The following is a 23,102-nucleotide window of genomic DNA, read 5'->3' as shown; positions in this document are numbered from 1 at the left end:
GCATAATGAGTTTTTTTAAAAAGCTAAAGGAAACAATTTCCCGTCAAACAGAATCAGTAACAGAAAAGTTCCGACAAGGTCTTGAGAAAACGCGCAATTCCTTTTCAGAAAAGGTAAATGATCTTGTATACCGATACAGAAAAGTGGATGAGGATTTTTTTGAAGAGCTAGAAGAGATTTTAATTGGTGCTGATGTTGGTGTGACAACGGTAATGGAGTTAATCGAAGAGCTGAAGGATGAGGTAAAACGCCGTAATATTCAGGATACGAAAGAAGTGCAGGCTGTTATTTCTGAAAAGCTCGTAGAAATTTATAAAGGCGACGATGATTTTAACGGCCAATTACATATGCAGCAAAATGGACTTACTGTCATTTTGTTTGTTGGTGTAAATGGCGTGGGAAAAACAACGACAATCGGCAAGCTTGCGCACAGATTGAAAAGACAAGGAAAAACGGTCTTGCTGGCGGCTGGGGATACATTCCGTGCTGGCGCTATTGAGCAGCTCGAAGTATGGGGAGAGCGTGTAGGTGTGGATGTTATTAAGCAAGGGTCAGGATCTGACCCGGCAGCTGTGATGTATGATGCCGTTCAAGCAGCGAAAGCACGCAAGGTGGATGTGCTGTTATGTGATACGGCAGGACGGCTTCAAAATAAGGTCAATCTCATGAAGGAGCTTGAGAAGGTAAAGCGTGTCATCGAGCGTGAGGTTCCGGGTGCACCTCATGAAGTGCTGCTCGTGATTGATGCGACAACAGGACAAAATGGCTTAAGTCAAGCGAAAACCTTCCGCGAAGCAACGGATGTAACAGGGATTGTATTAACGAAGCTTGATGGCACAGCAAAAGGCGGTATCGTGCTTGCGATCCGAAATGAAATGAATGTCCCTGTAAAATTCGTCGGTCTTGGCGAAAAAATGGATGACCTCCAAGAATTTAATCCTGAACAATACGTATACGGCTTGTTCGGAGACTTAATTGATAAGGAAGCAGAATAGATCCTGCAAGAGGAAAGGCTTGACACGCGTTTTATTTCTTTGTACACTAATGTTGTAAAGGGAATTCACTTAACAAAGGGTGATTAACATGCTCGAAAAGACAACGAGAATGAATTATTTGTACGATTTTTATCAATCGTTGTTAACTGCGAAGCAGCAAAGCTATATGTCTCTTTATTATTTGGACGATTACTCGCTCGGCGAGATTGCGCAGGAGTTTGAAGTAAGCAGGCAAGCAGTATACGACAATATTAAGCGTACAGAAGCGATGCTTGAGGAGTATGAAGAAAAGCTGTTATTGTTTGAAAAGTTTCAAAAACGGCAACAGCTTCTTGCAGAGCTGCAAGATGTACTCAGCAAACACGAGCATGTGAGCGAAGAAGCGAAACACATTGTTGAAGCTATTGAAAAATTAGAGTAGGAGGACGGCATTATGGCATTTGAAGGATTAGCCGACCGACTTCAACAGACATTGCAAAGAATCCGCGGCAAAGGGAAAGTCACCGAAGCCGATGTAAAAGAAATGATGCGCGAGGTGCGTCTCGCTTTATTGGAAGCGGATGTTAACTTTAAAGTAGTAAAAGACTTTGTGAAACGCGTATCTGAGCGTGCTGTTGGGCAAGACGTAATGAAAAGCTTAACGCCCGGACAGCAGGTTATCAAGATTGTACAGGATGAGCTTACGCAGCTCATGGGCGGCGAGCAAAGCAAAATTGCTGTTTCAAATCGTCCGCCGACTGTTATTATGATGGTAGGCTTACAGGGTGCCGGTAAAACGACGACAACAGGAAAACTTGCAAACTTGCTTCGTAAAAAGCATAATCGCAAGCCGATGCTTGTAGCAGCAGATATTTACCGTCCTGCGGCTATTAAACAGCTTGAAACGCTTGGAAAGCAGCTAGATATGCCTGTCTTTTCCCTCGGCGATCAAGTAAGTCCGGTGGAAATTGCAAAGCAGGCGATTCAAAAGGCAAAAGAAGAGCATCGTGACTATGTGCTGATCGATACGGCAGGGCGTCTTCATATTGATGAAGCGCTTATGGATGAATTAAAGCAAGTAAAAGAAGTTACAAAGCCTGATGAAATTTTCCTCGTTGTTGACGCGATGACGGGGCAAGATGCAGTCAATGTGGCACAAAGCTTTCATGAGCAGCTTGGTTTGACGGGTGTTGTGCTTACGAAGCTAGACGGTGATACGCGCGGCGGTGCAGCACTGTCTATTAAAGCTGTCACAAACACACCGATTAAATTTGCAGGTATGGGTGAAAAGCTTGACGCGCTTGAGCCTTTCCATCCGGAGCGTATGGCTTCCCGTATTTTAGGCATGGGCGATGTGCTGACGCTGATTGAGAAAGCACAGGCCAATGTTGATATAGAAAAAGCAAAAGAGCTGGAACAAAAAATGCGTACGCAATCGTTTACGCTGGATGACTTTTTGGAGCAATTAGGACAAGTGCGTCAATTAGGACCGCTTGATGAATTGCTCGGCATGCTGCCCGGTGCCAACAAAATGAAAGGGCTAAAAAACATTCAGGTTGACGAGAAGCAAATCGGTCATGTTGAGGCTATTATCCGTTCTATGACAAAGCTAGAACGGGAGCAGCCGGAAATTATCAATGCCAGCCGCAAAAAGCGGATTGCAAAGGGAAGCGGAACGACTGTTCAAGAGATAAACCGCCTTCTCAAGCAGTTTGATGATATGAAGAAGATGATGAAAACGATGACTAGTATGCAAAAAGGTAAGAAAAAAGGCGGCTTTAAGTTTCCATTCATGTAAAAAGCAGGAGAGTTGAAGGAAAAAATAAGCTGTTAAGAATTTATACTTTACAACCCTAAACACATTTGCTAATATTAGTATCTGTGTGAAACAAATTCGGAGGTGCTTTATAAATGGCAGTTAAAATTCGTTTAAAACGTATGGGAGCTAAAAAATCTCCTTTCTATCGTGTAGTTGTTGCAGATTCTCGTTCTCCTCGTGATGGACGTTTCATCGAGGAAATCGGCTACTACAATCCAGTTGCGCAGCCAGCTGAAATTAAAATCAACGAAGAAGCAGCATTAAAATGGTTGGCAGACGGCGCGAAGCCATCTGACACAGTTCGCAACTTATTCTCTAAGCAAGGTATCTTAGAGAAGTTCCACGTAGCACGCCAAGGCAAGTAATCGGCGTATGACGGGGTTAATCGAAGCGATCGTCAAGGCCCTTGTGGATTATCCTGAGGATGTAAAGGTTACACAAGACACGACCAATGGAGCTAGCATATATCGATTAACTGTACATCCTGAGGATGTTGGAAAAATAATCGGCAAGCAAGGCCGTATTGCAAAAGCGATTCGGACCGTCGTTTATGCGGCTGGTCATCAAAAAAACGAAAAGCTGACGCTTGAAATTCAATAGCGGGAAAAAGGGCGAGGACGATTGTTCCTCTCCCTTTTTTGCAATTTGGGGAATTTTAAGAATAAGTGCAGCTCCGCCTCTGCCTTCGCCTAACGGCTTGCCAGTCGGCGAGTTTTCTTTATTAAGCTAAGAAAGTTATGGAGAAACTAATATACATATTGAGAAAACGGGAGTGGATCATCCTATGACAAAATGGTTTAACGTTGGGAAGATTGTGAATACGCAAGGCTTACGAGGAGAAGTCCGCGTTATTTCTAGCACAGACTTTCCGGAGGAGCGTTACAAAAAGGGCAGTACGCTATACATCTGGAAGGAAAAAAGCAAAGAGCCAATTGAAGTGAAGGTTGCATCGCACCGTACACATAAAAACTTTGACCTTCTCACATTTGTGGGCTACGACAATATCAATGACGTTGAACAGTTTAAGGGCTCCTTTTTGAAGGTATCAGAGGAGCAGCTTGGAAAGCTTGGAGAAAACGAATATTACTACCATGAAATTATTGACTGTAAGGTTGTTTCCGAGGATGGAGAAGAAATTGGTGTGGTTACAGAGATTTTATCTCCAGGCGCAAACGATGTTTGGGTTGTGAAGCGTCCGAACGGAAAAGAGGCGTATATCCCATATATTGCAGATGTTGTATTAAAGGTTGATGTGGAAAACAAGCTTGTCGTAATTTATGTGATGGAAGGGTTGTTAGAATGAAAATCGACATCGTAACATTGTTTCCTGAAATGTTCACAGGTGTGTTCGGTTCTTCGATTTTAAAAAAAGCGCAGGAAAAGGAGGCTGTGTCCATCCGTGTTGTAAATTTTCGGGAATATTCAGCCAGTAAGCATGGCAGCGTGGATGATTATCCGTATGGAGGAGGGGCGGGCATGGTTCTTGCTCCGCAGCCGATTTTTGATGCGGTAGAGCAGCTTACAGGCACTGCTGAGACAAAACCGCGTGTTCTTCTTATGTGCCCGCAGGGAGAGCGTCTGACGCAGCGAAAAGCGGAAGAACTAGCAGAGGAAGAACATCTTGTTTTGATTTGCGGCCATTATGAGGGCTATGATGAACGAATTCGAGAGCATCTGGTAACGGATGAAATTTCCATTGGCGATTATGTATTGACGGGCGGTGAGCTAGCTGCCATGGTTGTGACAGACAGCGTTGTCCGTTTGCTGCCGGGGGTACTGGGAAAAGAGGAGTCACATGTTCAAGATTCGTTCAGCACGGGTCTTTTAGAGCATCCGCACTATACACGCCCTGCCGATTTTCGGGGGATGAAGGTTCCTGATGTTCTGCTGTCAGGCAACCATGCTAAAATAGAGGAATGGCGCAGGAAGGAGTCATTACGCCGTACGTATATGCGCCGTCCTGATTTGCTTGAAGGGCGTGAATGGTCGAAGCAGGAGCAGAAGTGGCTTCGTGAGTTCGAAGAAGACAAGTAAAAAAGCTTAACACTTTTGTTAGGTAGCTATTGCAAGCTCGGTTTGTATATGTTAAGATATCCCTTGTGGCTTACGTCGCATTAACAACGATGTTCCGCTGCAGGAGATGGTGTGCAAGAGCATCGGTTTGGAAGGAGAGAAAACAGAAATGCAACAATTGATTGAAGAAATCACAAAATCCCAATTAAAGACAGATTTACCTGCATTTCGTCCAGGTGACACAGTACGTGTTCACGTAAAAGTAGTAGAGGGTACTCGCGAGCGTATTCAGGTGTTCGAAGGCGTTGTAATCAAGCGTCGCGGCGGCGGAATCAGCGAAACATTTACAGTTCGTAAGGTATCTTACGGCGTAGGCGTTGAGCGTACATTCCCATTACACACACCACGTATTGCGGAAATCCAAGTAATGCGTCGCGGTAAAGTTCGCCGTGCGAAATTGTACTACTTGCGTAACCTTCGCGGTAAAAAAGCACGTATCAAAGAAATTCGATAATGACTGTATGGGAGCTTGTATGTACAAGCTCCCTTTTTCCAATATGTCCTATACATACAATGGAGGAGAACGTACATGGCGAAAGAAAAAAGCCAAACATGGGAATGGATCAAAGCGATTGTTGTAGCTGTTGTGCTTGCAGCCGTCATTCGTCACTTCTTCTTCGCGCCGATTTTGGTTGATGGTGTTTCCATGATGCCGACATTGCACGACAGAGACCGTATGATTGTGAATAAAATCGGATACACTCTCGGAGAACCGAAACGATTTGATATTATCGTATTTCGGGCAACAGAGGACAAAGACTATATTAAGCGAATTATCGGACTGCCCGGCGATCATATCGAGTATAAGAACGATGTGTTATATGTGAATGGTAAAGCGTATGAAGAGCCGTATTTAGAGGAATATAAAAAGCAAATAACCGAAGGGTCTCTTACATATGACTTTACGCTTGAAGAGGTTACAGGGGCCAGTACCGTACCTGAGGGGCAGTTATTTGTTATGGGCGACAACCGCCGCTTTAGCAAGGACAGTCGAACAATAGGAACCATTTCTATGGATGACGTAATGGGCAAGGCAAATATCGTGTATTGGCCGATCAAGGATGCCCGTGTTGTAGGAAAGTAGACAGGAAAAATCAGCTTGCCTAACGGTAAGCTAGTACCAACCGTAAGTAGGTGATAATATGACAATTCAATGGTTTCCCGGACATATGGCAAAGGCAAGGCGTCAAGTAACAGAACAGCTAAAGCTGATTGATGTAGTCATCGAGCTTGTTGACGCCCGTCTTCCTGCTTCGTCTCGAAATCCGATGATTGATGAAATTATTGCGCATAAGCCCCGTCTTATCGTATTAAATAAAGCTGATATGGCAGACGAAAGGTTAACACGCAAATGGATTGCGTATTTTGAGGAAAAGGGCTTTAAAGCTATTTCAATTAATGCGCAAGCAGGTCAGGGGATGAAAGAAATTGCCGCTGCCTGTAAGGAACTGGTGAAGGAAAAATTTGATAGAATGGTTGCCAAAGGTGTTAATCCAAGGGCAGTCCGTGCCTTGATTGTCGGGATTCCGAATGTAGGAAAATCGACATTGATTAATAAAATGGCGAAAAAGAATATTGCCAAAACAGGTGATCGTCCAGGTGTAACGACTGCGCAGCAATGGATTAAGGTCGGCAAGGAAATGGAATTGCTTGATACCCCGGGAATTCTTTGGCCGAAATTCGAGGACGAGCTCGTTGGGCTTCGTCTGGCAACATCAGGTGCAATCAAGGATGCGATTTTAAATTTGCAAGACGTGGCTGTATATGCGCTTCGCTTCCTATCTGCACATTATCCAGAGCAGTTAAAGGAACGCTACATCCTAACACATCTTCCTGAAGATATTGTGGAGTTATTTGATGAAATCGGAAAACGAAGAGGCTGTTTATTAAGCGGCGGCATCATTGACTATGACAAAACGGCGGAAGTTGTACTAAGAGACTTGCGGGCCGGCAAACTCGGGCGTGTTACCTTTGAAGAACCAAATGAATATGCAGAAATAGAAGCATAAAGGTGCGCATATGCGTGCCTTTTGTATTTAGGGGGAGTTGTATGACAATGCGGACGATTGCATCAGTAAAGCTTCTGCTGGAGGAAATTGAAACAGAGCAGGATGAGCGCTTTGCTGCACTGCTGCAGGATGAACGAAAAGGAGTACAAAAGCTATTAGCTGGCTGGCGGAAGCAAAAACAACTGCAGCTGCAGGAGCAGCAGCTGTTTTCTTACATGTCGGAGTATGAAAAAGCGCTTCGTTCTAAAGGAATTACGGCAATCGCAGGCGTCGATGAGGTTGGCCGGGGTCCGTTGGCCGGTCCTGTTGTAGCCGCGGCGGTAATTTTGCCTGAGAATTTTTATTTAGCGGGACTGAATGATTCCAAGAAGCTGAGCGAAGCAAAGCGAGAAGCCTTTTTCTCCATTATTCAGGAACAGGCTCTTGCCATTGGAATCGGCGTTGTCAGCGCTGAAGAAATTGATGAGATAAATATATACGAAGCGACAAAAAAGGCTATGGCGGAGGCGATTGGGAGCTTATCTATAAAGCCGCAGCACTTGCTGATTGATGCGATGAATCTTCCGCTTGCGATTGCACAAACATCCATTATAAAAGGAGATGCCAAAAGTATATCCATCTCAGCCGCCTCTGTAGTCGCAAAGGTGACGCGTGACCGGATGATGAAGGAGCTCGGGCAGCGCTATCCGCAGTATGGCTTTGAAAAGCACGCAGGCTACGGGACAAAGGAGCATTTAGCTGCGATCGAGCGCGAAGGTGTATTGCCGGAACATCGAAAATCATTTGCTCCCATTAAACATATGGTGCAATCGCAGGATGGGGTCCTTTCAATAGATTAAGTTGGAAAAACGAGTGTTTTTATTATTTTCGAATATATATGCCTGAAGCAGGGGTGCAAATAATAAAGCTCTAGAGCTTGCTGCGTCTGGTAGCTTATAAGTTCTGTTATTGTGAATTTTTAAGGGAAGAGCTGTTTTTCATATGATTCTTACAGCTGGTTCTTTTTATAGAATAAGAATGGCCTCCTGTTTGGGAACATGGTCTAGCTTCACCGGTCTGCTCGTATAGGGACCGGTTTCGATTTTTTTAATAAAAAAATATTGTTCATAATATTTTTTAGAATATTTTTATTCTTGTCACTTTCTTCTAGACAGCCCTTGTCGTATTTTATACAATGATAGCGAAGTGTTTTTTATTCGTTAAATAATGGGGAGGATGGGGACCATGAATATCCATGAGTATCAAGGCAAAGAAGTCCTTAGAAACTATGGTGTAAGCGTTCCTAATGGGAAAGTTGCTTTCACAGTAGAAGAAGCTGTAGAAGCTGCAAAAGAATTAGGAACAGCCGTATGCGTAGTTAAAGCACAAATCCATGCCGGCGGACGCGGCAAAGCTGGAGGCGTGAAAGTAGCAAAGAGCCTAGAGGAAGTTCGTACATATGCGGAGCAAATTTTAGGCAGCACGCTTGTAACCCATCAAACAGGTCCAGAGGGCAAAGAAGTAAAGCGCTTACTAATCGAAGAGGGCTGCGACATTAAAAAAGAATATTATGTTGGTTTAGTATTGGACCGCGCTACTTCTCAAGTTGTATTGATGGCATCTGAAGAAGGCGGAACTGAGATTGAAGAAGTAGCGGAGAAAACTCCGGAAAAAATCTTTAAGGAATATATTGACCCGGCTGTAGGCTTACAAGCCTTCCAGGCGCGCCGCATTGCGTTCAATATCAATATTCCAAAGGAGCTTGTTGGACAAGCTGCGAAATTCATGATGAGCTTGTATACAGCGTTTGTGGAGAAGGACTGCTCGATTGCAGAAATTAACCCGCTTGTTGTAACGGGAGACGGCAAAGTCATGGCGCTTGATGCAAAGCTGAACTTTGACTCTAACGCTTTATATCGCCATAAAGATATTCTAGCTCTTCGCGACCTTGATGAAGAGGATCCAAAAGAGATTGAAGCATCCAAATATGACTTGAACTATATCTCCTTAGACGGCAATATCGGCTGCATGGTAAATGGTGCAGGTCTTGCGATGGCGACAATGGATATCATTAAGTATTACGGCGGAGATCCTGCAAACTTCCTAGATGTAGGCGGCGGCGCGACAACAGAAAAGGTAACGGAAGCGTTTAAAATCATTCTTTCCGACCAAAATGTAAAAGGCATTTTTGTTAACATTTTCGGTGGTATTATGAAGTGTGATGTAATCGCAAACGGTGTTGTTGAAGCGACGAAACAAGTCGGCTTAGAGCTGCCTCTTGTTGTGCGCCTAGAAGGCACAAACGTAGAGCTTGGCAAGAAAATCTTAAGCGAGTCCGGCTTGAATATTACAGCTGCTGAATCTATGGCAGACGGTGCACAAAAAATCGTTTCGCTTGTGGGCTAACAGAAAGCGGGGGAGAAAGATGAGCGTATTTATTAATAAAGATACAAAGGTAATCGTACAAGGTATTACTGGCAAACAAGGACTATTTCATGCAACACAAATGATCGAGTACGGAACGCAAATCGTCGGCGGTACATCTCCTGGCAAAGGCGGTACGGAAGTCATTGGCGTACCTGTATTTGATACAGTTGAGCAAGCGGTAAAAGCGACGGGTGCAAATGCTTCTGTTGTTTACGTTCCGCCTGCGTTTGCTGCTGATTCTATCATGGAAGCGGTAGATGCTGGTCTTGATTTAGTTGTATGTATTACAGAAGGTATTCCTGTTCTTGATATGGTTAAGGTGAAAAAGTACATGCAAGGCAAGAAAACACGTTTAGTGGGGCCAAACTGCCCTGGTGTTATCACGCCTGAAGAATGCAAAATCGGCATCATGCCTGGCTATATCCATAAAAAAGGCCATGTAGGCATTGTATCTCGCTCCGGTACATTGACATACGAAGCGGTACATCAATTAACTGAAGCCGGAATCGGTCAATCTACAGCTGTTGGAATCGGCGGGGATCCTGTAAACGGCACAAACTTCATCGATGTATTGAAAGCATTTAATGAAGATGAAGACACATACGCTGTAATTATGATTGGTGAAATCGGCGGTACAGCGGAAGAGGAAGCAGCTGAATGGGTACGCGCTAATATGACAAAGCCTGTTGTCGGCTTTATTGGCGGTCAAACTGCTCCTGCTGGAAAACGTATGGGCCATGCAGGCGCTATTATTTCCGGCGGCAAAGGTACAGCTGCTGAAAAGATTAAAACAATGGAGGCGTGCGGCATTAAAGTAGCACCAACCCCATCTGTAATGGGCGAAACATTAATCTCTGTTTTAGAAGAAAAGGGATTATTAGAATCGTGCAAAACACACTAATATAACAGTCTGCTTCATCTTGAGGCGGTTATTTCCTCATGGATGTTAAAGATGCTGAAAGATGAAAATAGAAGGATGCTCTCTGATAAGAGAGTGCCCTTCTATTTTGGTATATAAACATAATATCAATTACAGTAAAGGGGACGTATAATGAAAACGAAACGGGAACGTTTGCTTCATTTACATCATGATCTTGCTGACAATTGGCGTGCAATAGAACGGCTGCTGCGCTGGGACCCGGAGTTAAAGCTGTTGTATGACTTCTCCCCTGAGGATTTTTCCTCATTGCTCTCTCTTTCCCCCAAACGAGCTGCCCAACTTTATTCCTCTCTTCATTCCATCGCGATTTCTTCCATTTTAGATGAGTTACAGCGGCATCATATATATTATATTACTATTTTTGATGATATATATCCGAGCCTGTTAAAGGAGATTTCTGATCCGCCGTTTGTGTTGTATGGAAAGGGTGACCTTTGCGCTATGCAGCATGAGCAAAAATTGGCTGTTGTCGGCACAAGGCATCCCTCTCATTACGGCATCCTGAGTGTACAATCTATTTTATCAGAGCTTTTGAAAGAGAATTGGGTGATCGTTAGCGGCATGGCATATGGTATTGATATGGCGGCGCATATTAGTGCCGTACAGCGAAGCCGGTATACAATTGCTGTGCTTGGAGGAGGCTTCAGGTATATATATCCGCAAGACAACTATACTGTATTACAAAAGCATTCTCAGTATGTTGTATATGTAACAGAATATCCACCGCACTTTCGGCCGCAAAAGCGGTATTTTCCAAGACGGAATCGCATTATAAGCGGACTATCGAAAGGTGTTGTCGTAGCAGAGGCAAAGGCGAGGAGCGGCTCTCTTATTACAGCTGACTGTGCCCTAGAGCAGAATAGGGAAGTGTTCGCGATCCCAGGCCCCATTCATATGGAAACGTCAGCCGGCACAAATTGGCTTATTCAACAAGGGGCAAAGCTTGTGCTGCAGGCAGCTGATATTGCCGAGGAATTCTAAAAGGATTAACATTTTATGGACAATTTTCATGTTTTTGTGAAAGAAATGTTGACAACTCCTCCATCATGTGTGTTATTTTATATTCATTCTGAATTGACAAAAAGAAGGCGAATCAATACTATAAATGAAGACTTGAATTCACCTCTTGAGGGAGGAAACCAAGATGTCAGAGTATCTCGTAATCGTTGAATCGCCGTCGAAGGCGAAGACGATTGAAAAGTATTTAGGGAAAAAATATAAAGTAGTAGCGTCCATGGGACATGTACGCGATTTGCCGAAAAGTCAGATGGGCATTGAGATTGAAAACAACTATGAACCAAAATACATCACGATACGCGGCAAAGGTCCTGTTTTAAAGGATTTGAAGGCAGCTGCAAAAAAAGCAAAGAAAATTTATCTTGCGGCCGACCCGGATCGTGAAGGAGAAGCAATTGCATGGCATTTGGCCCATACGCTAAATGTGGATACATCATCAGATTGCCGCGTTGTCTTTAATGAAATTACAAAGGACGCTGTGAAAGAGTCCTTTAAAAAACCGCGTGCAATCAATATGCATTTAGTCGATGCACAGCAGGCGCGCCGTATTCTAGACCGCCTTGTCGGATATAATATTAGTCCGTTATTATGGAAGAAAGTGAAAAAGGGTTTAAGTGCAGGGCGTGTTCAATCTGTAGCGGTTCGGTTAATTTCGGAACGGGAAAAGGAAATTAAGGCCTTTATACCGGAAGAGTTTTGGACGATTAAGGGCGAGTTCCTAAAGGATAAGGATGTATTTGAAGCCAGCTTTTACGGTGTAGACGGAGAAAAGCTGGAGCCGAAACATGAACAGGAAGTAAAAGACATTTTAGCAAAGTTAGATACAAACGCCTTTACGGTTGAAAGCGTTACGAAACGTGAACGAAAGCGCAATCCGGCTGTTCCGTTTACGACATCCTCCTTACAGCAGGAGGCGGCCCGTAAGCTGAACATGAGAGCGAAAAAGACGATGATGCTTGCGCAACAGCTATATGAAGGCATTGACATCGGTAAAGAGGGTACAGTTGGTCTGATTACGTATATGAGGACGGATTCTACTCGTATATCCGAAACAGCGCAGGCGGAAGCACGTGCTTATATTGAGGAAGCATTTGGATCTGGCTACGTATCCGCGGAGAAGCGCAAGGAAGGAAAGAATGCGAATGCGCAAGATGCGCATGAAGCCATCCGTCCGACGTCGACGCTTCGTAAGCCGGAGGAATTAAAGGCTGTATTAAGCAGGGATCAGTACCGTTTGTATAAGTTGATTTGGGAGCGATTCGTTGCGAGTCTGATGGCACCTGCTGTGATGGATACGGTAACGGTGGCACTGGTCAATAACGGAGTGCAGTTCCGCGCTCACGGATCTGTTGTAAAATTTCCTGGTTTTATGAAGGTGTACGTTGAATCAAACGATGATGGAGTGGAGGAAAAAGACCGTTTGCTTCCGCCGTTTGAAGTGGGCGAAACAGTATTTTCAAAGGACATTGAACCAAAGCAGCATTTCACGCAGCCGCCGCCGCGCTATACGGAGGCTCGTCTCGTAAAGACGATGGAGGAGCTTGGAATCGGACGGCCGTCTACCTACGTGCCGACGCTTGAAACCATTCAAAAACGCGGCTACGTGGCGCTTGAGAATAAGCGCTTTGTTCCTACAGAGCTTGGGGAAATTGTTATTGAACTTATCCTTGAGTTTTTCCCGGACATTATCAATATTGAATTTACAGCCAATATGGAAGATAGCTTAGATAAAATTGAAGATGGAGATGCTGACTGGGTCAAAGTCATCGATGAATTTTATAAAGGTTTTGAACAGCATCTCGAAAAAGCAGAGAAGGAAATGCGGGAAGTTGAGATTAAGGATGAGCCGGCCGGCGAAGATTGTGAGCAATGCGGAAATGCTATGGTGTTTAAAATGGGGCGGTATGGAAAGTTTATGGCTTGCTCGAACTTCCCGGATTGTCGCAATACGAAGCCGATTATGAAGGGAATTGGCATCGAGTGCCCGAAATGCGGGGAAGGCGAGATTATCGAACGCCGCAGCAATAAGAAAAAACGTATTTTCTACGGCTGCAGCACGTATCCGGATTGCGATTTTCTATCTTGGGATAAACCGGTGGGCAGAAAATGTCCGAAGTGTGAAGGTATGCTCGTAGAAAAGAAGCTCAAAAAAGGTCTTCAGGTGCAATGTGTATCTTGTGATTATGAAGAGGAACAACAAATGTGAGCTGAAAATGCTCACATTTTTTTCGGAAAAGAAAGAGAAAAGGTGATAGTAATGGAACAAACAGTTCATGTAATTGGAGCCGGCTTAGCTGGCAGTGAGGCAGCGTATCAAATCGCCAAGCGCGGAGTGAAGGTTACGTTGTATGAGATGAGACCCGTGAAGCAAACGCCTGCCCATCATACGGATAAATTTGCTGAGCTTGTATGCAGCAACTCCCTTAGAGGCAATAGCTTGACGAATGCAGTCGGTGTGTTAAAGGAGGAGATGCGCCGTTTAGATTCTGTCATCATTCGCGCAGCGGATGAGTGTTCTGTACCAGCAGGCGGAGCGCTTGCGGTGGATCGCCATGAATTTGCCGCGAAGGTAACAGACTATGTGAAAAATCACCCAAATATAACAGTTGTAACGGATGAAATGACGGAAATTCCGGCTGGGCCGACTGTAATTGCAACAGGTCCGCTTACTTCAAAAGCACTATCAGATCAACTGAAGGAGCTAACGGGCGAAGATTACTTTTATTTCTACGATGCAGCAGCGCCGATTATTGAAAAAGAGAGCATCAACATGGAGATTGCGTATTTGAAATCGCGCTACGACAAAGGGGAGGCGGCATACCTCAATTGTCCGATGACAGAGGAGGAATTTAACCGCTTTTACGAGGCGCTTATTTCTGCTGAGGTTGTGCCACTTAAGGAATTTGAGAAGGAAATTTACTTTGAAGGGTGCATGCCGGTGGAAGTTATGGCGCAGCGCGGGAAGCAAACGTTATTATTCGGCCCAATGAAGCCGGTTGGGTTAGAGGATCCTCGTACTGGAAAACGTCCATTTGCAGTCGTGCAGCTTCGTCAGGATGATGCGGCAGGAACGCTGTATAATCTTGTAGGCTTCCAAACACATTTAAAGTGGGGTGCCCAAAAAGAGGTGCTGAGTCTCATTCCGGGGCTTGAAAATGCGGAAATCGTCCGCTACGGTGTCATGCACCGCAATACGTTCATTAATTCGCCAAAATTACTGCTTCCTACCTACCAATATAAGCAGCGTGAGGACTTATTCTTTGCCGGGCAAATGACTGGTGTAGAGGGATACGTAGAATCTGCAGCATCTGGCTTGCTTGCGGGCATTAATGCCGCTAGAATGGTAAAGGGGCAGGAGTTGATCTCGTTGCCTCCAGAAACAGCGATGGGCAGTATGGCGCATTATATTACGTCAACAAATGCCAAAACATTTCAGCCGATGAATGCAAATTTCGGACTGTTTCCGCCGCTTGAAACAAAGATCAAGAAGAAGCAGGAGCGTTACGAAGCGTATGCACAGCGTGCTTTGGAGATAATTCAAAATTTTGTAAATATTTAGTCAATTTTCTTGCAAAGGCTACTACGTTGTGATACGATTTAGTAGCCTTTCTTGTGAAATTATAAATAATAACTTTGAGGATGATTCCTAGCTTGCGTGATTTGTGTGCTATAGAGAAAGCATGTCAGCTCTAATAGAATAGGGCAAAAAGCGCCTTGTCGCACTGAGAAATGTTCTCTTTGCGAGCAAAACGGATGATGTTCGCTTTTCTTAAAAGGTGAGAAACGTATGAATATGAAGGAAAAGTTAAACCTGTTTGTCGAGTATTTACAAATTGAGCGGAATTATTCGAAATATACAATTGCAAGTTATGAGGATGACTTTGAGCATTTTGTTAACTTTATGACGCAGCAAGGAATTGCTTCGTTTGAGAATGTCGTATATTCCGATGTTCGCTTATATTTAACTGTACTTCATGAACAAAAGCTGGCACGAAAAACAGTAGCTAGGAAGATATCGAGCCTGCGCAGCCTGTATAGGTTTTTCATGAGAGAGGGGTATTGTGGAGATAATCCGTTTTCCTTTGCTTCTCTTCCGAAAAAGGAAGGGGCGATTCCCAAATTTCTATACGCAGAGGAGCTGGAGAGCTTATTTGACGTTTGTGATGAGGGTACAGCGCTTGGACAGCGCAATCAAGCATTGCTGGAGCTTTTATACGCAACCGGAATTCGAGTGGGTGAATGCTGCCAGCTGCGTCTTGAGGATATTGATTTCACGGTTGGAACGATTCTTGTCACCGGGAAAGGAAAGAAGCAGCGCTATATTCCGTTTGGCAGCTATGCCCACGATTCGCTCCATACCTACATACAAAGCGGGAGACAAGAATTGTATAAGAAGAGCCGGCAGGAGAGTACAGCTTTGTTTTTAAATGCAAAAGGAGCTCCTTTAACGGAAAGGGGTGTGCGGTACGTTTTGAATGAAATCATTGAAAAGGCTTCCTTAACAATGCGTTTGAGTCCACACATGCTGCGTCATACGTTTGCGACTCATATGCTGGATGAAGGGGCTGATTTGCGTACCGTACAAGAGCTGCTTGGACATGCTCATTTGTCCACAACCCAAATTTATACGCATGTTTCCAAGGAGAGATTGCGTTCTGTTTATACAAAGCATCATCCGAGAGCATAATGATGCTAGAATGGCAGGATGCTCCATATAATGGTATTGGTGTGACAAAATGACAAGGTAAAAGGAGTTTTTCTATGGGAAACTTTCATGCGACAACGATATTTGCAATCCATCATCAAGGGAAGTGCGCGATGGCGGGAGACGGCCAGGTGACGTTTGGAAACGCGGTTGTTATGAAGCATACGGCACGCAAGGTTCGCAGGCTGTTCCAAGGAAAGGTGCTTGCCGGCTTCGCTGGTTCTGTTGCCGATGCGTTTACTTTATTTGAAATGTTTGAAGGCAAGTTAGAGGAGTATAACGGAAATTTGCAGCGCGCCGCTGTAGAAATGGCCAAGAAATGGCGCGGGGACAAGATGCTTCGCCAACTAGAGGCGCTGCTCATTGTGATGGATGCAAAAAATTTACTTCTCATCTCTGGAACAGGAGAAGTGATTGAACCGGATGATGGCATTTTAGCCATTGGATCAGGAGGTAATTATGCCCTTGCCGCAGGCCGGGCTTTAAAGCAGTTTGCAGGGGAACGGTTAACAGCGAGGGAAATCGCAAAGGCGAGCCTTGAGGTCGCAGGCGATATTTGTGTATATACGAACGGAAATATCATTGTTGAGGAATTGTAAAGGGGGACGTATTGATGCATTTACATTTTACACCGCGTCAAATTGTCGAAAAGCTTGACCAATATATTATCGGTCAAAAAAATGCAAAAAAAGCGGTAGCAGTTGCGCTGCGCAACCGCTACCGCCGAAGCTTGCTAGATGAAGCCATTCGCGATGAAATCGCCCCAAAAAATATTTTAATGATCGGACCGACGGGGGTTGGTAAAACGGAGATTGCCAGACGTTTAGCGAAGCTTGTTGGTGCCCCGTTCCTCAAGGTGGAAGCAACAAAATTCACAGAGGTTGGATACGTAGGACGAGATGTTGAGTCAATGGTTCGGGACTTAATGGAAACGTCTATCCGCATTGTGAAGGAAGAGAAAATGGTTCGTGTCAAGGATAAAGCAGAAGAGCAGGCGAATCAGCGCATTATCGAAACGCTCGTGCCGGGAAAATCAAAGCAGCATACCTTTAAAAATCCATTGGAAATGCTGTTTGGCGGACAACAAACCAGCGATACAAAAACGGACTCTCACCAAGATGAAGCAGATATGCGGTTAAGGCAAAAAGAAGTAGAACGAAAGCTAGCTGCCGGCCTTCTTGAAGATGATATCATTTCGATTGAGGTAGAGGAGCAGCAGCCTTCTATGTTTGATATGCTCCAAGGAACAGGTATGGAGCAGATGGGAATGAGCTTTCAAGATGCATTAGGAAACCTTATGCCGAAGAAAACAAAGCGCCGCAAGCTGACTGTAAAGGAAGCGAGAAAGGTGCTCGCTAATGAAGAAGCACAGCGCTTAATCGATATGGAAGAAGTGACGCAGGAGGCGATTTATCGGGCGGAACAGCTTGGGATTATCTTCATCGATGAGATTGATAAGATTGCCGGCAAAAATGCAAATAGCGCAGATGTTTCACGCGAGGGTGTACAGCGTGATATTTTGCCGATTGTCGAAGGCTCGACGGTTGTTACTAAATACGGACCTGTGAAAACCGATCATATTTTATTCGTTGCAGCGGGTGCCTTTCATATGTCGAAGCCTTCTGACCTTATTCCGGAACTGCAAGGCCGCTTCCCAATTCGTGTAGAGCTGACAAAGCTTTCGACTGAGGACTTTGTTAAAATACTTGTAGAGCCAGATAATGCTTTGATTAAACAATATCGTGCATTGTTATCAACAGAAGGTATAGAGATTGAATTTTCTGACGAAGCTATTCATAAAATTGCTGAGATTGCTTACGAGGTAAACCAGGATACGGATAACATCGGAGCAAGAAGGCTCCATACTATTATGGAAAAGCTTTTGGAAGATTTGTCGTTTGAGGCCTCTGAAATTACATTGGAAAAAGTGACCATCACTCCTCAGTATGTTGAGGAAAAGCTAAATAGCATAGCAAAAAACAAGGATGTAAGTCAATTTATTTTATAAGGAAAGTATTCCGTGCGATGCCTCCCCTCCATACAAATCAGGAGGGGACCTGTGCGGTGTAGGAGGAAGAAAGAACAATGGCACTATTAGACAAAACAAGAAAAATTAATGCGCTGTTACAGCGGGCTGCAGGAAAGCCTGTAAACTTTAGAGAAATGGCCGACACATTATGCGGCGTAATTGAAGCGAACGTGTTTATCGTAAGCCGCCGCGGGAAATTGCTCGGCTATGCAATTCATCAACACATCGAAAGTGATCGGATGAAGCAAATGCTGGCAGAACGACAATTTCCAGAGGAATATACAAAAAGCCTATTTAACATTACAGAAACATCTCCTAATTTGGATATTAACAGTGAATATACTGCTTTCCCGGTTGAAAATAAAGAGTTGTTTCAAGAAGGCTTAACGACAATTGTACCAATTGTCGGAGGCGGTGAACGCTTAGGTACACTTGAGCTAGCTCGTTTATCACAAGAGTTTTCAGATGAGGATTTAATTCTTGCGGAGTACGGTGCAACGGTAGTTGGAATGGAGATTTTACGTGAAAAAGCAGAGGAAATTGAAGAGGAAGCACGCAGCAAAGCAGTCGTTCAAATGGCAATTAGCTCTTTATCTTATAGTGAACTAGAAGCGATTGAGCATATTTTCGACGAACTAAACGGAACGGAAGGTTTGCTTGTTGCAAGTAAAATTGCGGACCGTGTAGGAATTACTCGTTCTGTTATTGTAAACGCACTTCGCAAGCTCGAAAGTGCGGGTGTAATTGAGTCACGTTCTCTTGGTATGAAGGGGACATATATTAAGGTGCTCAATGATAAGTTTTTGCAGGAGCTGTCAAAGCTAAAAACAAATTAAAACAAAAGCTCTCCATATTTGGAGGGCTTTTGTTTTGAAATGATATAAAAGTGGAAATACTTATAGAGGTGAGAATTGCTATTATGCTTATGTTCGTGTAGGAGATTCAAAAGAACTATCCTTTCCCTGAAAAGAAATTGAAGCAGTTTAGTAAAAACACCGATTTTCGACTTGAATGTCATATCTTGTTATGATATAGTAGTCAATGGTGTGAATACACACGTTTACAGATTTAAGTGTCGGTGCTGCTCTTTGTGCAGTTACGCTTAAAGATGAAGTAAACGGAGGATACTAAAAACCATTCAGGAGGAACTAAGCATGTCAGTAATTTCTATGAAACAATTGCTTGAAGCTGGTGTACATTTCGGACACCAAACACGTCGTTGGAACCCTAAAATGAAACGTTACATTTTCACTGAGCGTAACGGCATTTATATCATCGATCTTCAAAAAACAGTTAAGAAGGTTGAAGAAGCTTACAACGTAATGAAAGAAATCGCAGCAAACGGCGGTACAGTTCTTTTCGTTGGTACAAAAAAGCAAGCGCAAGATGCGATTAAAGAAGAAGCAGAACGCGCAGGCATGTACTACGTAAACCAACGCTGGTTGGGCGGTACATTAACAAACTTCCAAACAATCCAAAAACGCGTAAAGCGTTTGAAAGACATCGAAAGAATGCAAGAAGACGGCACATTCGATGTACTTCCGAAAAAAGAAGTTGTTCAGCTTAAAAAAGAATTAGAGCGTCTTGAGAAATTCTTAGGCGGTATTAAAGATATGAAGGATCTTCCAGATGCAATCTTCATCGTAGATCCACGTAAAGAGCGCATCGCTGTTGCGGAAGCACGTAAGTTAAACATCCCGTTAATCGGTATTGTTGATACAAACTGTGATCCAGATGAAATTGACCATGTAATTCCTGCGAACGATGACGCAATTCGCGCTGTAAAACTTCTTACATCTAAAATGGCTGACGCTATCCTTGAAGCAAAGCAAGGAGAAGAAACAGTTACTGCGTAACAGATGGGAAAGGTGATAAGGGGTTAAGCCTTTTATCACCTTTTTTAAAGTAAGAAATTCATATGTTTAGGAAGAGCATACCAGCTCTTCCTGAGTTATATACATAACAGGAGGATGAAGAACATGGCAGTTACTGCACAAATGGTAAAAGAGCTTCGTGAAAAAACAGGCGCGGGCATGCTTGATTGCAAAAAAGCGTTGACAGAAACAAACGGCGATATGGAAAAAGCAATTGATTTCCTTCGTGAAAAAGGAATTGCAAAGGCTGCGAAAAAAGCAGACCGCATCGCTGCTGAAGGTTTAACAGCAATTGAAGTACAAGGAAACGAAGCAGTGATTCTTGAAGTAAACTCTGAAACAGACTTCGTAGCAAAAAATGAAGGTTTCCAAACTTTAACAAAAGAATTGGCAGCTCATTTATTAGCGAAAAAGCCTGCATCTGTTGAAGAAGCACTTGCACAAACAATGGATAGCGGCGTAACAGTAGAACACCATATCAACACTGCGATTGCAAAAATTGGTGAGAAGTTAACTCTTCGCCGTTTCGAAATCGTAACAAAAACAGATGCTGATGCATTTGGTGCATACTTGCATATGGGCGGCCGTATTGGCGTATTGGCTGTTCTTGCAGGAACAAATGACGAATCTCTTGCAAAAGATGTAGCAATGCATATTGCCGCAGTAAATCCGAAATATGTAGACCGCAGTGCGGTAACAGAAGAAGAAATCGAGCGCGAGCGTCAAGTTTTAACGCAACAAGCGTTAAACGAAGGCAAGCCTGAAAATATCGTTGCAAAAATGGTAGAAGGCCGCCTAGGCAAATTCTTTGAAGACATTTGCTTAGTAGACCAAGCGTTTGTAAAAGACCCAGATACAAAGGTTGGAAAATATGTACAATCTAAAGGCGCAACTGTAAAATCCTTCGTTCGCTATGCGGTAGGAGAAGGTATTGAAAAGCGTCAAGACAACTTCGCAGAAGAGGTAATGAACCAAGTAAGAGGCAACAACTAATAAAGGTAAGGGGACACGTAGTGTTCCCTTTTTTAAAATAAACAAGCAGTCTGCCGCGCGGCAATGCGTGGTGTGAATACGGATAAAGATCGTAGCAACGGAGGTTCATTATGAGTCAAGCTAAATATAAACGAGTTGTACTAAAGTTAAGTGGAGAAGCTTTGGCAGGTAGCCACGGATTTGGAATTAACCCGGCCGTTATTAAATCAATCGCACAGCAGGTGAAGGAAATTGCTGAGCTCGACGTAGAAGTAGCAGTTGTTGTCGGCGGCGGGAACATCTGGCGCGGTAAAACTGGAAGCGAGATGGGAATGGACCGCGCTACAGCTGATTACATGGGGATGTTAGCCACGGTGATGAATTCTCTTGCATTGCAAGACAGCTTAGAGAATTTAGGCATTCAAACGCGCGTGCAAACATCAATTGAAATGAGACAGGTTGCAGAGCCGTATATCCGCAGAAAAGCGATTCGTCACTTGGAAAAGAAGCGTGTTGTAATTTTTGCTGCTGGAACAGGAAACCCATACTTCTCGACAGATACGACTGCAGCATTACGTGCAGCTGAGATTGAAGCTGATGTGATTCTCATGGCTAAAAATAATGTAGACGGCGTATATAGCGCAGACCCAACGATTGACGAAACAGCAACGAAATACGATACGTTAACATATTTGGACGTACTAAAAGAAGGATTAGGTGTGATGGATTCAACAGCTTCTTCTTTATGTATGGATAATGACATCGCGTTGATTGTGTTCTCGATTATGGAAGAAGGAAATATTAAACGTGCTGTTCTTGGCGAAAACATTGGAACGATTGTAAGGGGGAAATAAATAATGGCACAGCAAGTGTTAAAAAATACAAAAGAAAAAATGGAAAAAGCAATTTCCGCATATACACGTGAATTAGCGTCGATCCGTGCAGGACGCGCAAGCGCAGGGGTACTGGAGAAAATCACGGTAGATTATTACGGAGCACCTACACCGGTCATCCAGTTAGCAAACATTACTGTACCAGAACCGCGTATGCTTGTGATTCAGCCCTATGATAAGTCGTCCTTAAAAGACATTGAAAAAGCAATTCAAACATCCGATTTAGGGCTAAATCCATCTAACGACGGTTCCGTAATCCGTATTGTATTCCCAGCGTTGACAGAAGAGCGCCGCCGTGATTTGGTGAAAACTGTGAAAAAGTATGCGGAAGAAGCAAAGGTAGCAGTTCGTAACATTCGCCGCGATGGAAACGACGAGCTGAAGAAGCTTGAGAAAAACGGCGAAATTACAGAGGATGAGCTGCGCGGGCATACAGAAACAGTTCAAAAGGAAACAGACAAGCACATCGCGAAAATTGATGATATTACAAAAGACAAAGAAAAAGAGATTATGGAAGTTTAATCCTCAGTTTTGTCTATGCACGACCCTCTGCTTAAGGGGGTCTTTTTACACTTTTATGGAATACGTGTGCTCGTGGAGGTTTCAAACATGTTAAAGAGATTTTCCATTCGGAAAGATAAGTCAGTTTCATCGTTTGAGGAGCTAATGGAGGAAGTACAGCAAGGGGAAATTCCGCAGCATATTGCCATTATTATGGACGGGAATGGCAGGTGGGCGCGGAAAAGAGGTTTGCCGCGTATCGCCGGTCATCATGAAGGCATGAAGGTAGTGCGGAAAATTACAAAATGCGCCAGTCATCTTGGCGTGAAGGTATTAACACTTTATGCATTTTCAACAGAGAACTGGAAGAGGCCGAAATTGGAAGTGGATTACTTAATGAAGCTTCCTCAGGAGTTTTTAGGTACCTTCTTACCGGAGCTTGTAGAAGAAAACGTACAGGTTCGCTTAATTGGACAAAAAGAGGGGCTTCCGTCTCATACGCTTGCGGCAGTAGAGAGTGCCATACAGGCTACTGCGAACAATACAGGTTTAATTTTAAATTTTGCGTTAAACTATGGAAGCCGTGATGAAATGGTTTATGCGGTTAGAGATTTGGTTAGAGATAGTAACAGTGGAAAACTTAACGCAGATGACATCACCGAGGAAGTGATTTCTTCCTATTTAATGACGAGTAAGTTGCCGGATCCGGATTTGTTAATTCGCACGAGCGGTGAAATTCGGATCAGTAATTTTATGCTGTGGCAAATTGCTTATACAGAGCTGTGGTTTACAGATCGTTATTGGCCAGACTTTACGGAGTCCCACTTGCTTGAAGCCGTCATAAACTTTCAAAGGAGAGGTCGCAGGTTCGGTGGCGTATAAGAAAGTGA

General features: G+C 43.8%; 25 protein-coding genes. All 25 read left to right on the top strand.

Features of this window, described 5'->3' with window-relative positions; all coding sequences use genetic code 11:
- The first annotated feature begins 5 nt into the window (after positions 1 to 5).
- The 25 genes from ftsY (at position 6) to uppS (ending at position 23,094) form a co-directional block, all read left to right on the top strand.
- Positions 6 to 995, top strand: a complete 990-nt coding sequence (gene ftsY, locus AC6HZ4_RS18270) for a signal recognition particle-docking protein FtsY (RefSeq protein WP_497491117.1) — start codon at positions 6 to 8, stop codon at positions 993 to 995.
- 88 nt (positions 996 to 1,083) lie between these two features.
- Positions 1,084 to 1,416 carry a putative DNA-binding protein gene (locus AC6HZ4_RS18265; protein ID WP_497491116.1) on the top strand — a complete coding sequence of 111 codons (333 nt, stop codon included), beginning with the start codon at positions 1,084 to 1,086 and terminating at the stop codon, positions 1,414 to 1,416.
- Positions 1,417 to 1,428: 12 nt separating this feature from the next.
- A complete protein-coding gene (gene ffh / locus AC6HZ4_RS18260; RefSeq protein WP_497491115.1) occupies positions 1,429 to 2,772 on the top strand; it encodes a signal recognition particle protein in 1,344 nt (447 codons plus the stop codon).
- Positions 2,773 to 2,885: 113 nt separating this feature from the next.
- Positions 2,886 to 3,158, top strand: a complete 273-nt coding sequence (gene rpsP / locus AC6HZ4_RS18255) for a 30S ribosomal protein S16 (protein WP_129726795.1) — start codon at positions 2,886 to 2,888, stop codon at positions 3,156 to 3,158.
- Between the two features lie 7 nt (positions 3,159 to 3,165).
- Entirely contained in the window at positions 3,166 to 3,393 is a 228-nt protein-coding gene (locus AC6HZ4_RS18250; RefSeq protein WP_497491114.1) for a KH domain-containing protein, read from the top strand.
- A 184-nt stretch (positions 3,394 to 3,577) separates the two neighbouring features.
- Positions 3,578 to 4,096: a ribosome maturation factor RimM gene (gene rimM, locus AC6HZ4_RS18245; RefSeq protein WP_497491113.1), complete on the top strand. Its 519-nt coding sequence runs from the start codon at positions 3,578 to 3,580 to the stop codon at positions 4,094 to 4,096.
- Complete coding sequence (gene trmD / locus AC6HZ4_RS18240; protein WP_497491111.1) at positions 4,093 to 4,827, top strand: tRNA (guanosine(37)-N1)-methyltransferase TrmD; 735 nt, start codon at positions 4,093 to 4,095, stop codon at positions 4,825 to 4,827. The genes rimM and trmD overlap by 4 nt, the downstream gene beginning before the upstream one ends.
- A 148-nt stretch (positions 4,828 to 4,975) precedes the next feature.
- Positions 4,976 to 5,320 carry a 50S ribosomal protein L19 gene (gene rplS / locus AC6HZ4_RS18235; protein WP_129726791.1) on the top strand — a complete coding sequence of 115 codons (345 nt, stop codon included), beginning with the start codon at positions 4,976 to 4,978 and terminating at the stop codon, positions 5,318 to 5,320.
- A 75-nt stretch (positions 5,321 to 5,395) separates the two neighbouring features.
- The gene (gene lepB, locus AC6HZ4_RS18230) at positions 5,396 to 5,950 is read left to right on the top strand and encodes a signal peptidase I (RefSeq protein WP_497491110.1); all 555 of its coding nucleotides are present in this window, start codon (positions 5,396 to 5,398) and stop codon (positions 5,948 to 5,950) included.
- A gap of 58 nt (positions 5,951 to 6,008) precedes the next feature.
- Positions 6,009 to 6,875, top strand: coding sequence for a ribosome biogenesis GTPase YlqF (gene ylqF, locus AC6HZ4_RS18225; protein ID WP_497491108.1), 867 nt, complete (start codon positions 6,009 to 6,011; stop codon positions 6,873 to 6,875).
- 41 nt (positions 6,876 to 6,916) lie between these two features.
- Positions 6,917 to 7,714, top strand: a complete 798-nt coding sequence (rnhB, locus tag AC6HZ4_RS18220) for a ribonuclease HII (RefSeq protein WP_497491107.1) — start codon at positions 6,917 to 6,919, stop codon at positions 7,712 to 7,714.
- A gap of 385 nt (positions 7,715 to 8,099) precedes the next feature.
- Positions 8,100 to 9,260: an ADP-forming succinate--CoA ligase subunit beta gene (gene sucC / locus AC6HZ4_RS18215; RefSeq protein ID WP_497491106.1), complete on the top strand. Its 1,161-nt coding sequence runs from the start codon at positions 8,100 to 8,102 to the stop codon at positions 9,258 to 9,260.
- A gap of 19 nt (positions 9,261 to 9,279) precedes the next feature.
- Positions 9,280 to 10,182 (top strand): succinate--CoA ligase subunit alpha, encoded by a 903-nt coding sequence (gene sucD / locus AC6HZ4_RS18210; RefSeq protein ID WP_497491105.1) that lies wholly within the window; start codon positions 9,280 to 9,282, stop codon positions 10,180 to 10,182.
- 150 nt (positions 10,183 to 10,332) lie between these two features.
- Positions 10,333 to 11,202 carry a DNA-processing protein DprA gene (gene dprA, locus AC6HZ4_RS18205; RefSeq protein ID WP_497491104.1) on the top strand — a complete coding sequence of 290 codons (870 nt, stop codon included), beginning with the start codon at positions 10,333 to 10,335 and terminating at the stop codon, positions 11,200 to 11,202.
- Positions 11,203 to 11,365: 163 nt separating this feature from the next.
- Positions 11,366 to 13,444 carry a type I DNA topoisomerase gene (topA, locus tag AC6HZ4_RS18200; protein ID WP_497491103.1) on the top strand — a complete coding sequence of 693 codons (2,079 nt, stop codon included), beginning with the start codon at positions 11,366 to 11,368 and terminating at the stop codon, positions 13,442 to 13,444.
- A 51-nt stretch (positions 13,445 to 13,495) separates the two neighbouring features.
- The gene (gene trmFO / locus AC6HZ4_RS18195) at positions 13,496 to 14,797 is read left to right on the top strand and encodes an FADH(2)-oxidizing methylenetetrahydrofolate--tRNA-(uracil(54)-C(5))-methyltransferase TrmFO (protein WP_497491102.1); all 1,302 of its coding nucleotides are present in this window, start codon (positions 13,496 to 13,498) and stop codon (positions 14,795 to 14,797) included.
- Between the two features lie 228 nt (positions 14,798 to 15,025).
- The gene (xerC, locus tag AC6HZ4_RS18190; RefSeq protein ID WP_497491101.1) at positions 15,026 to 15,925 is read left to right on the top strand and encodes a tyrosine recombinase XerC; all 900 of its coding nucleotides are present in this window, start codon (positions 15,026 to 15,028) and stop codon (positions 15,923 to 15,925) included.
- A 74-nt stretch (positions 15,926 to 15,999) separates the two neighbouring features.
- A complete protein-coding gene (gene hslV / locus AC6HZ4_RS18185; RefSeq protein WP_497491100.1) occupies positions 16,000 to 16,542 on the top strand; it encodes an ATP-dependent protease subunit HslV in 543 nt (180 codons plus the stop codon).
- 14 nt (positions 16,543 to 16,556) lie between these two features.
- On the top strand, positions 16,557 to 17,951 hold the full coding sequence (gene hslU / locus AC6HZ4_RS18180) for an ATP-dependent protease ATPase subunit HslU (RefSeq protein WP_497491098.1): 1,395 nt from the start codon (positions 16,557 to 16,559) through the stop codon (positions 17,949 to 17,951).
- Between the two features lie 77 nt (positions 17,952 to 18,028).
- Positions 18,029 to 18,808 carry a GTP-sensing pleiotropic transcriptional regulator CodY gene (codY, locus tag AC6HZ4_RS18175; protein ID WP_497491097.1) on the top strand — a complete coding sequence of 260 codons (780 nt, stop codon included), beginning with the start codon at positions 18,029 to 18,031 and terminating at the stop codon, positions 18,806 to 18,808.
- A 318-nt stretch (positions 18,809 to 19,126) separates the two neighbouring features.
- Complete coding sequence (rpsB, locus tag AC6HZ4_RS18170) at positions 19,127 to 19,828, top strand: 30S ribosomal protein S2 (RefSeq protein ID WP_497491096.1); 702 nt, start codon at positions 19,127 to 19,129, stop codon at positions 19,826 to 19,828.
- A gap of 123 nt (positions 19,829 to 19,951) precedes the next feature.
- Entirely contained in the window at positions 19,952 to 20,839 is an 888-nt protein-coding gene (gene tsf, locus AC6HZ4_RS18165) for a translation elongation factor Ts (RefSeq protein WP_497491095.1), read from the top strand.
- A 110-nt stretch (positions 20,840 to 20,949) separates the two neighbouring features.
- Positions 20,950 to 21,672 (top strand): UMP kinase, encoded by a 723-nt coding sequence (gene pyrH / locus AC6HZ4_RS18160; protein ID WP_497491094.1) that lies wholly within the window; start codon positions 20,950 to 20,952, stop codon positions 21,670 to 21,672.
- Between the two features lie 3 nt (positions 21,673 to 21,675).
- Complete coding sequence (gene frr, locus AC6HZ4_RS18155; RefSeq protein WP_497491093.1) at positions 21,676 to 22,233, top strand: ribosome recycling factor; 558 nt, start codon at positions 21,676 to 21,678, stop codon at positions 22,231 to 22,233.
- A gap of 87 nt (positions 22,234 to 22,320) precedes the next feature.
- On the top strand, positions 22,321 to 23,094 hold the full coding sequence (gene uppS / locus AC6HZ4_RS18150) for an undecaprenyl pyrophosphate synthase (protein WP_497491091.1): 774 nt from the start codon (positions 22,321 to 22,323) through the stop codon (positions 23,092 to 23,094).
- Positions 23,095 to 23,102: the final 8 nt, after the last annotated feature.

It is taken from the genome of Ectobacillus sp. OTK (assembly GCF_059698935.1).
Note: the sequence above shows the minus strand (reverse complement) of the source record. Positions and strands in the feature narration are given on the sequence as shown.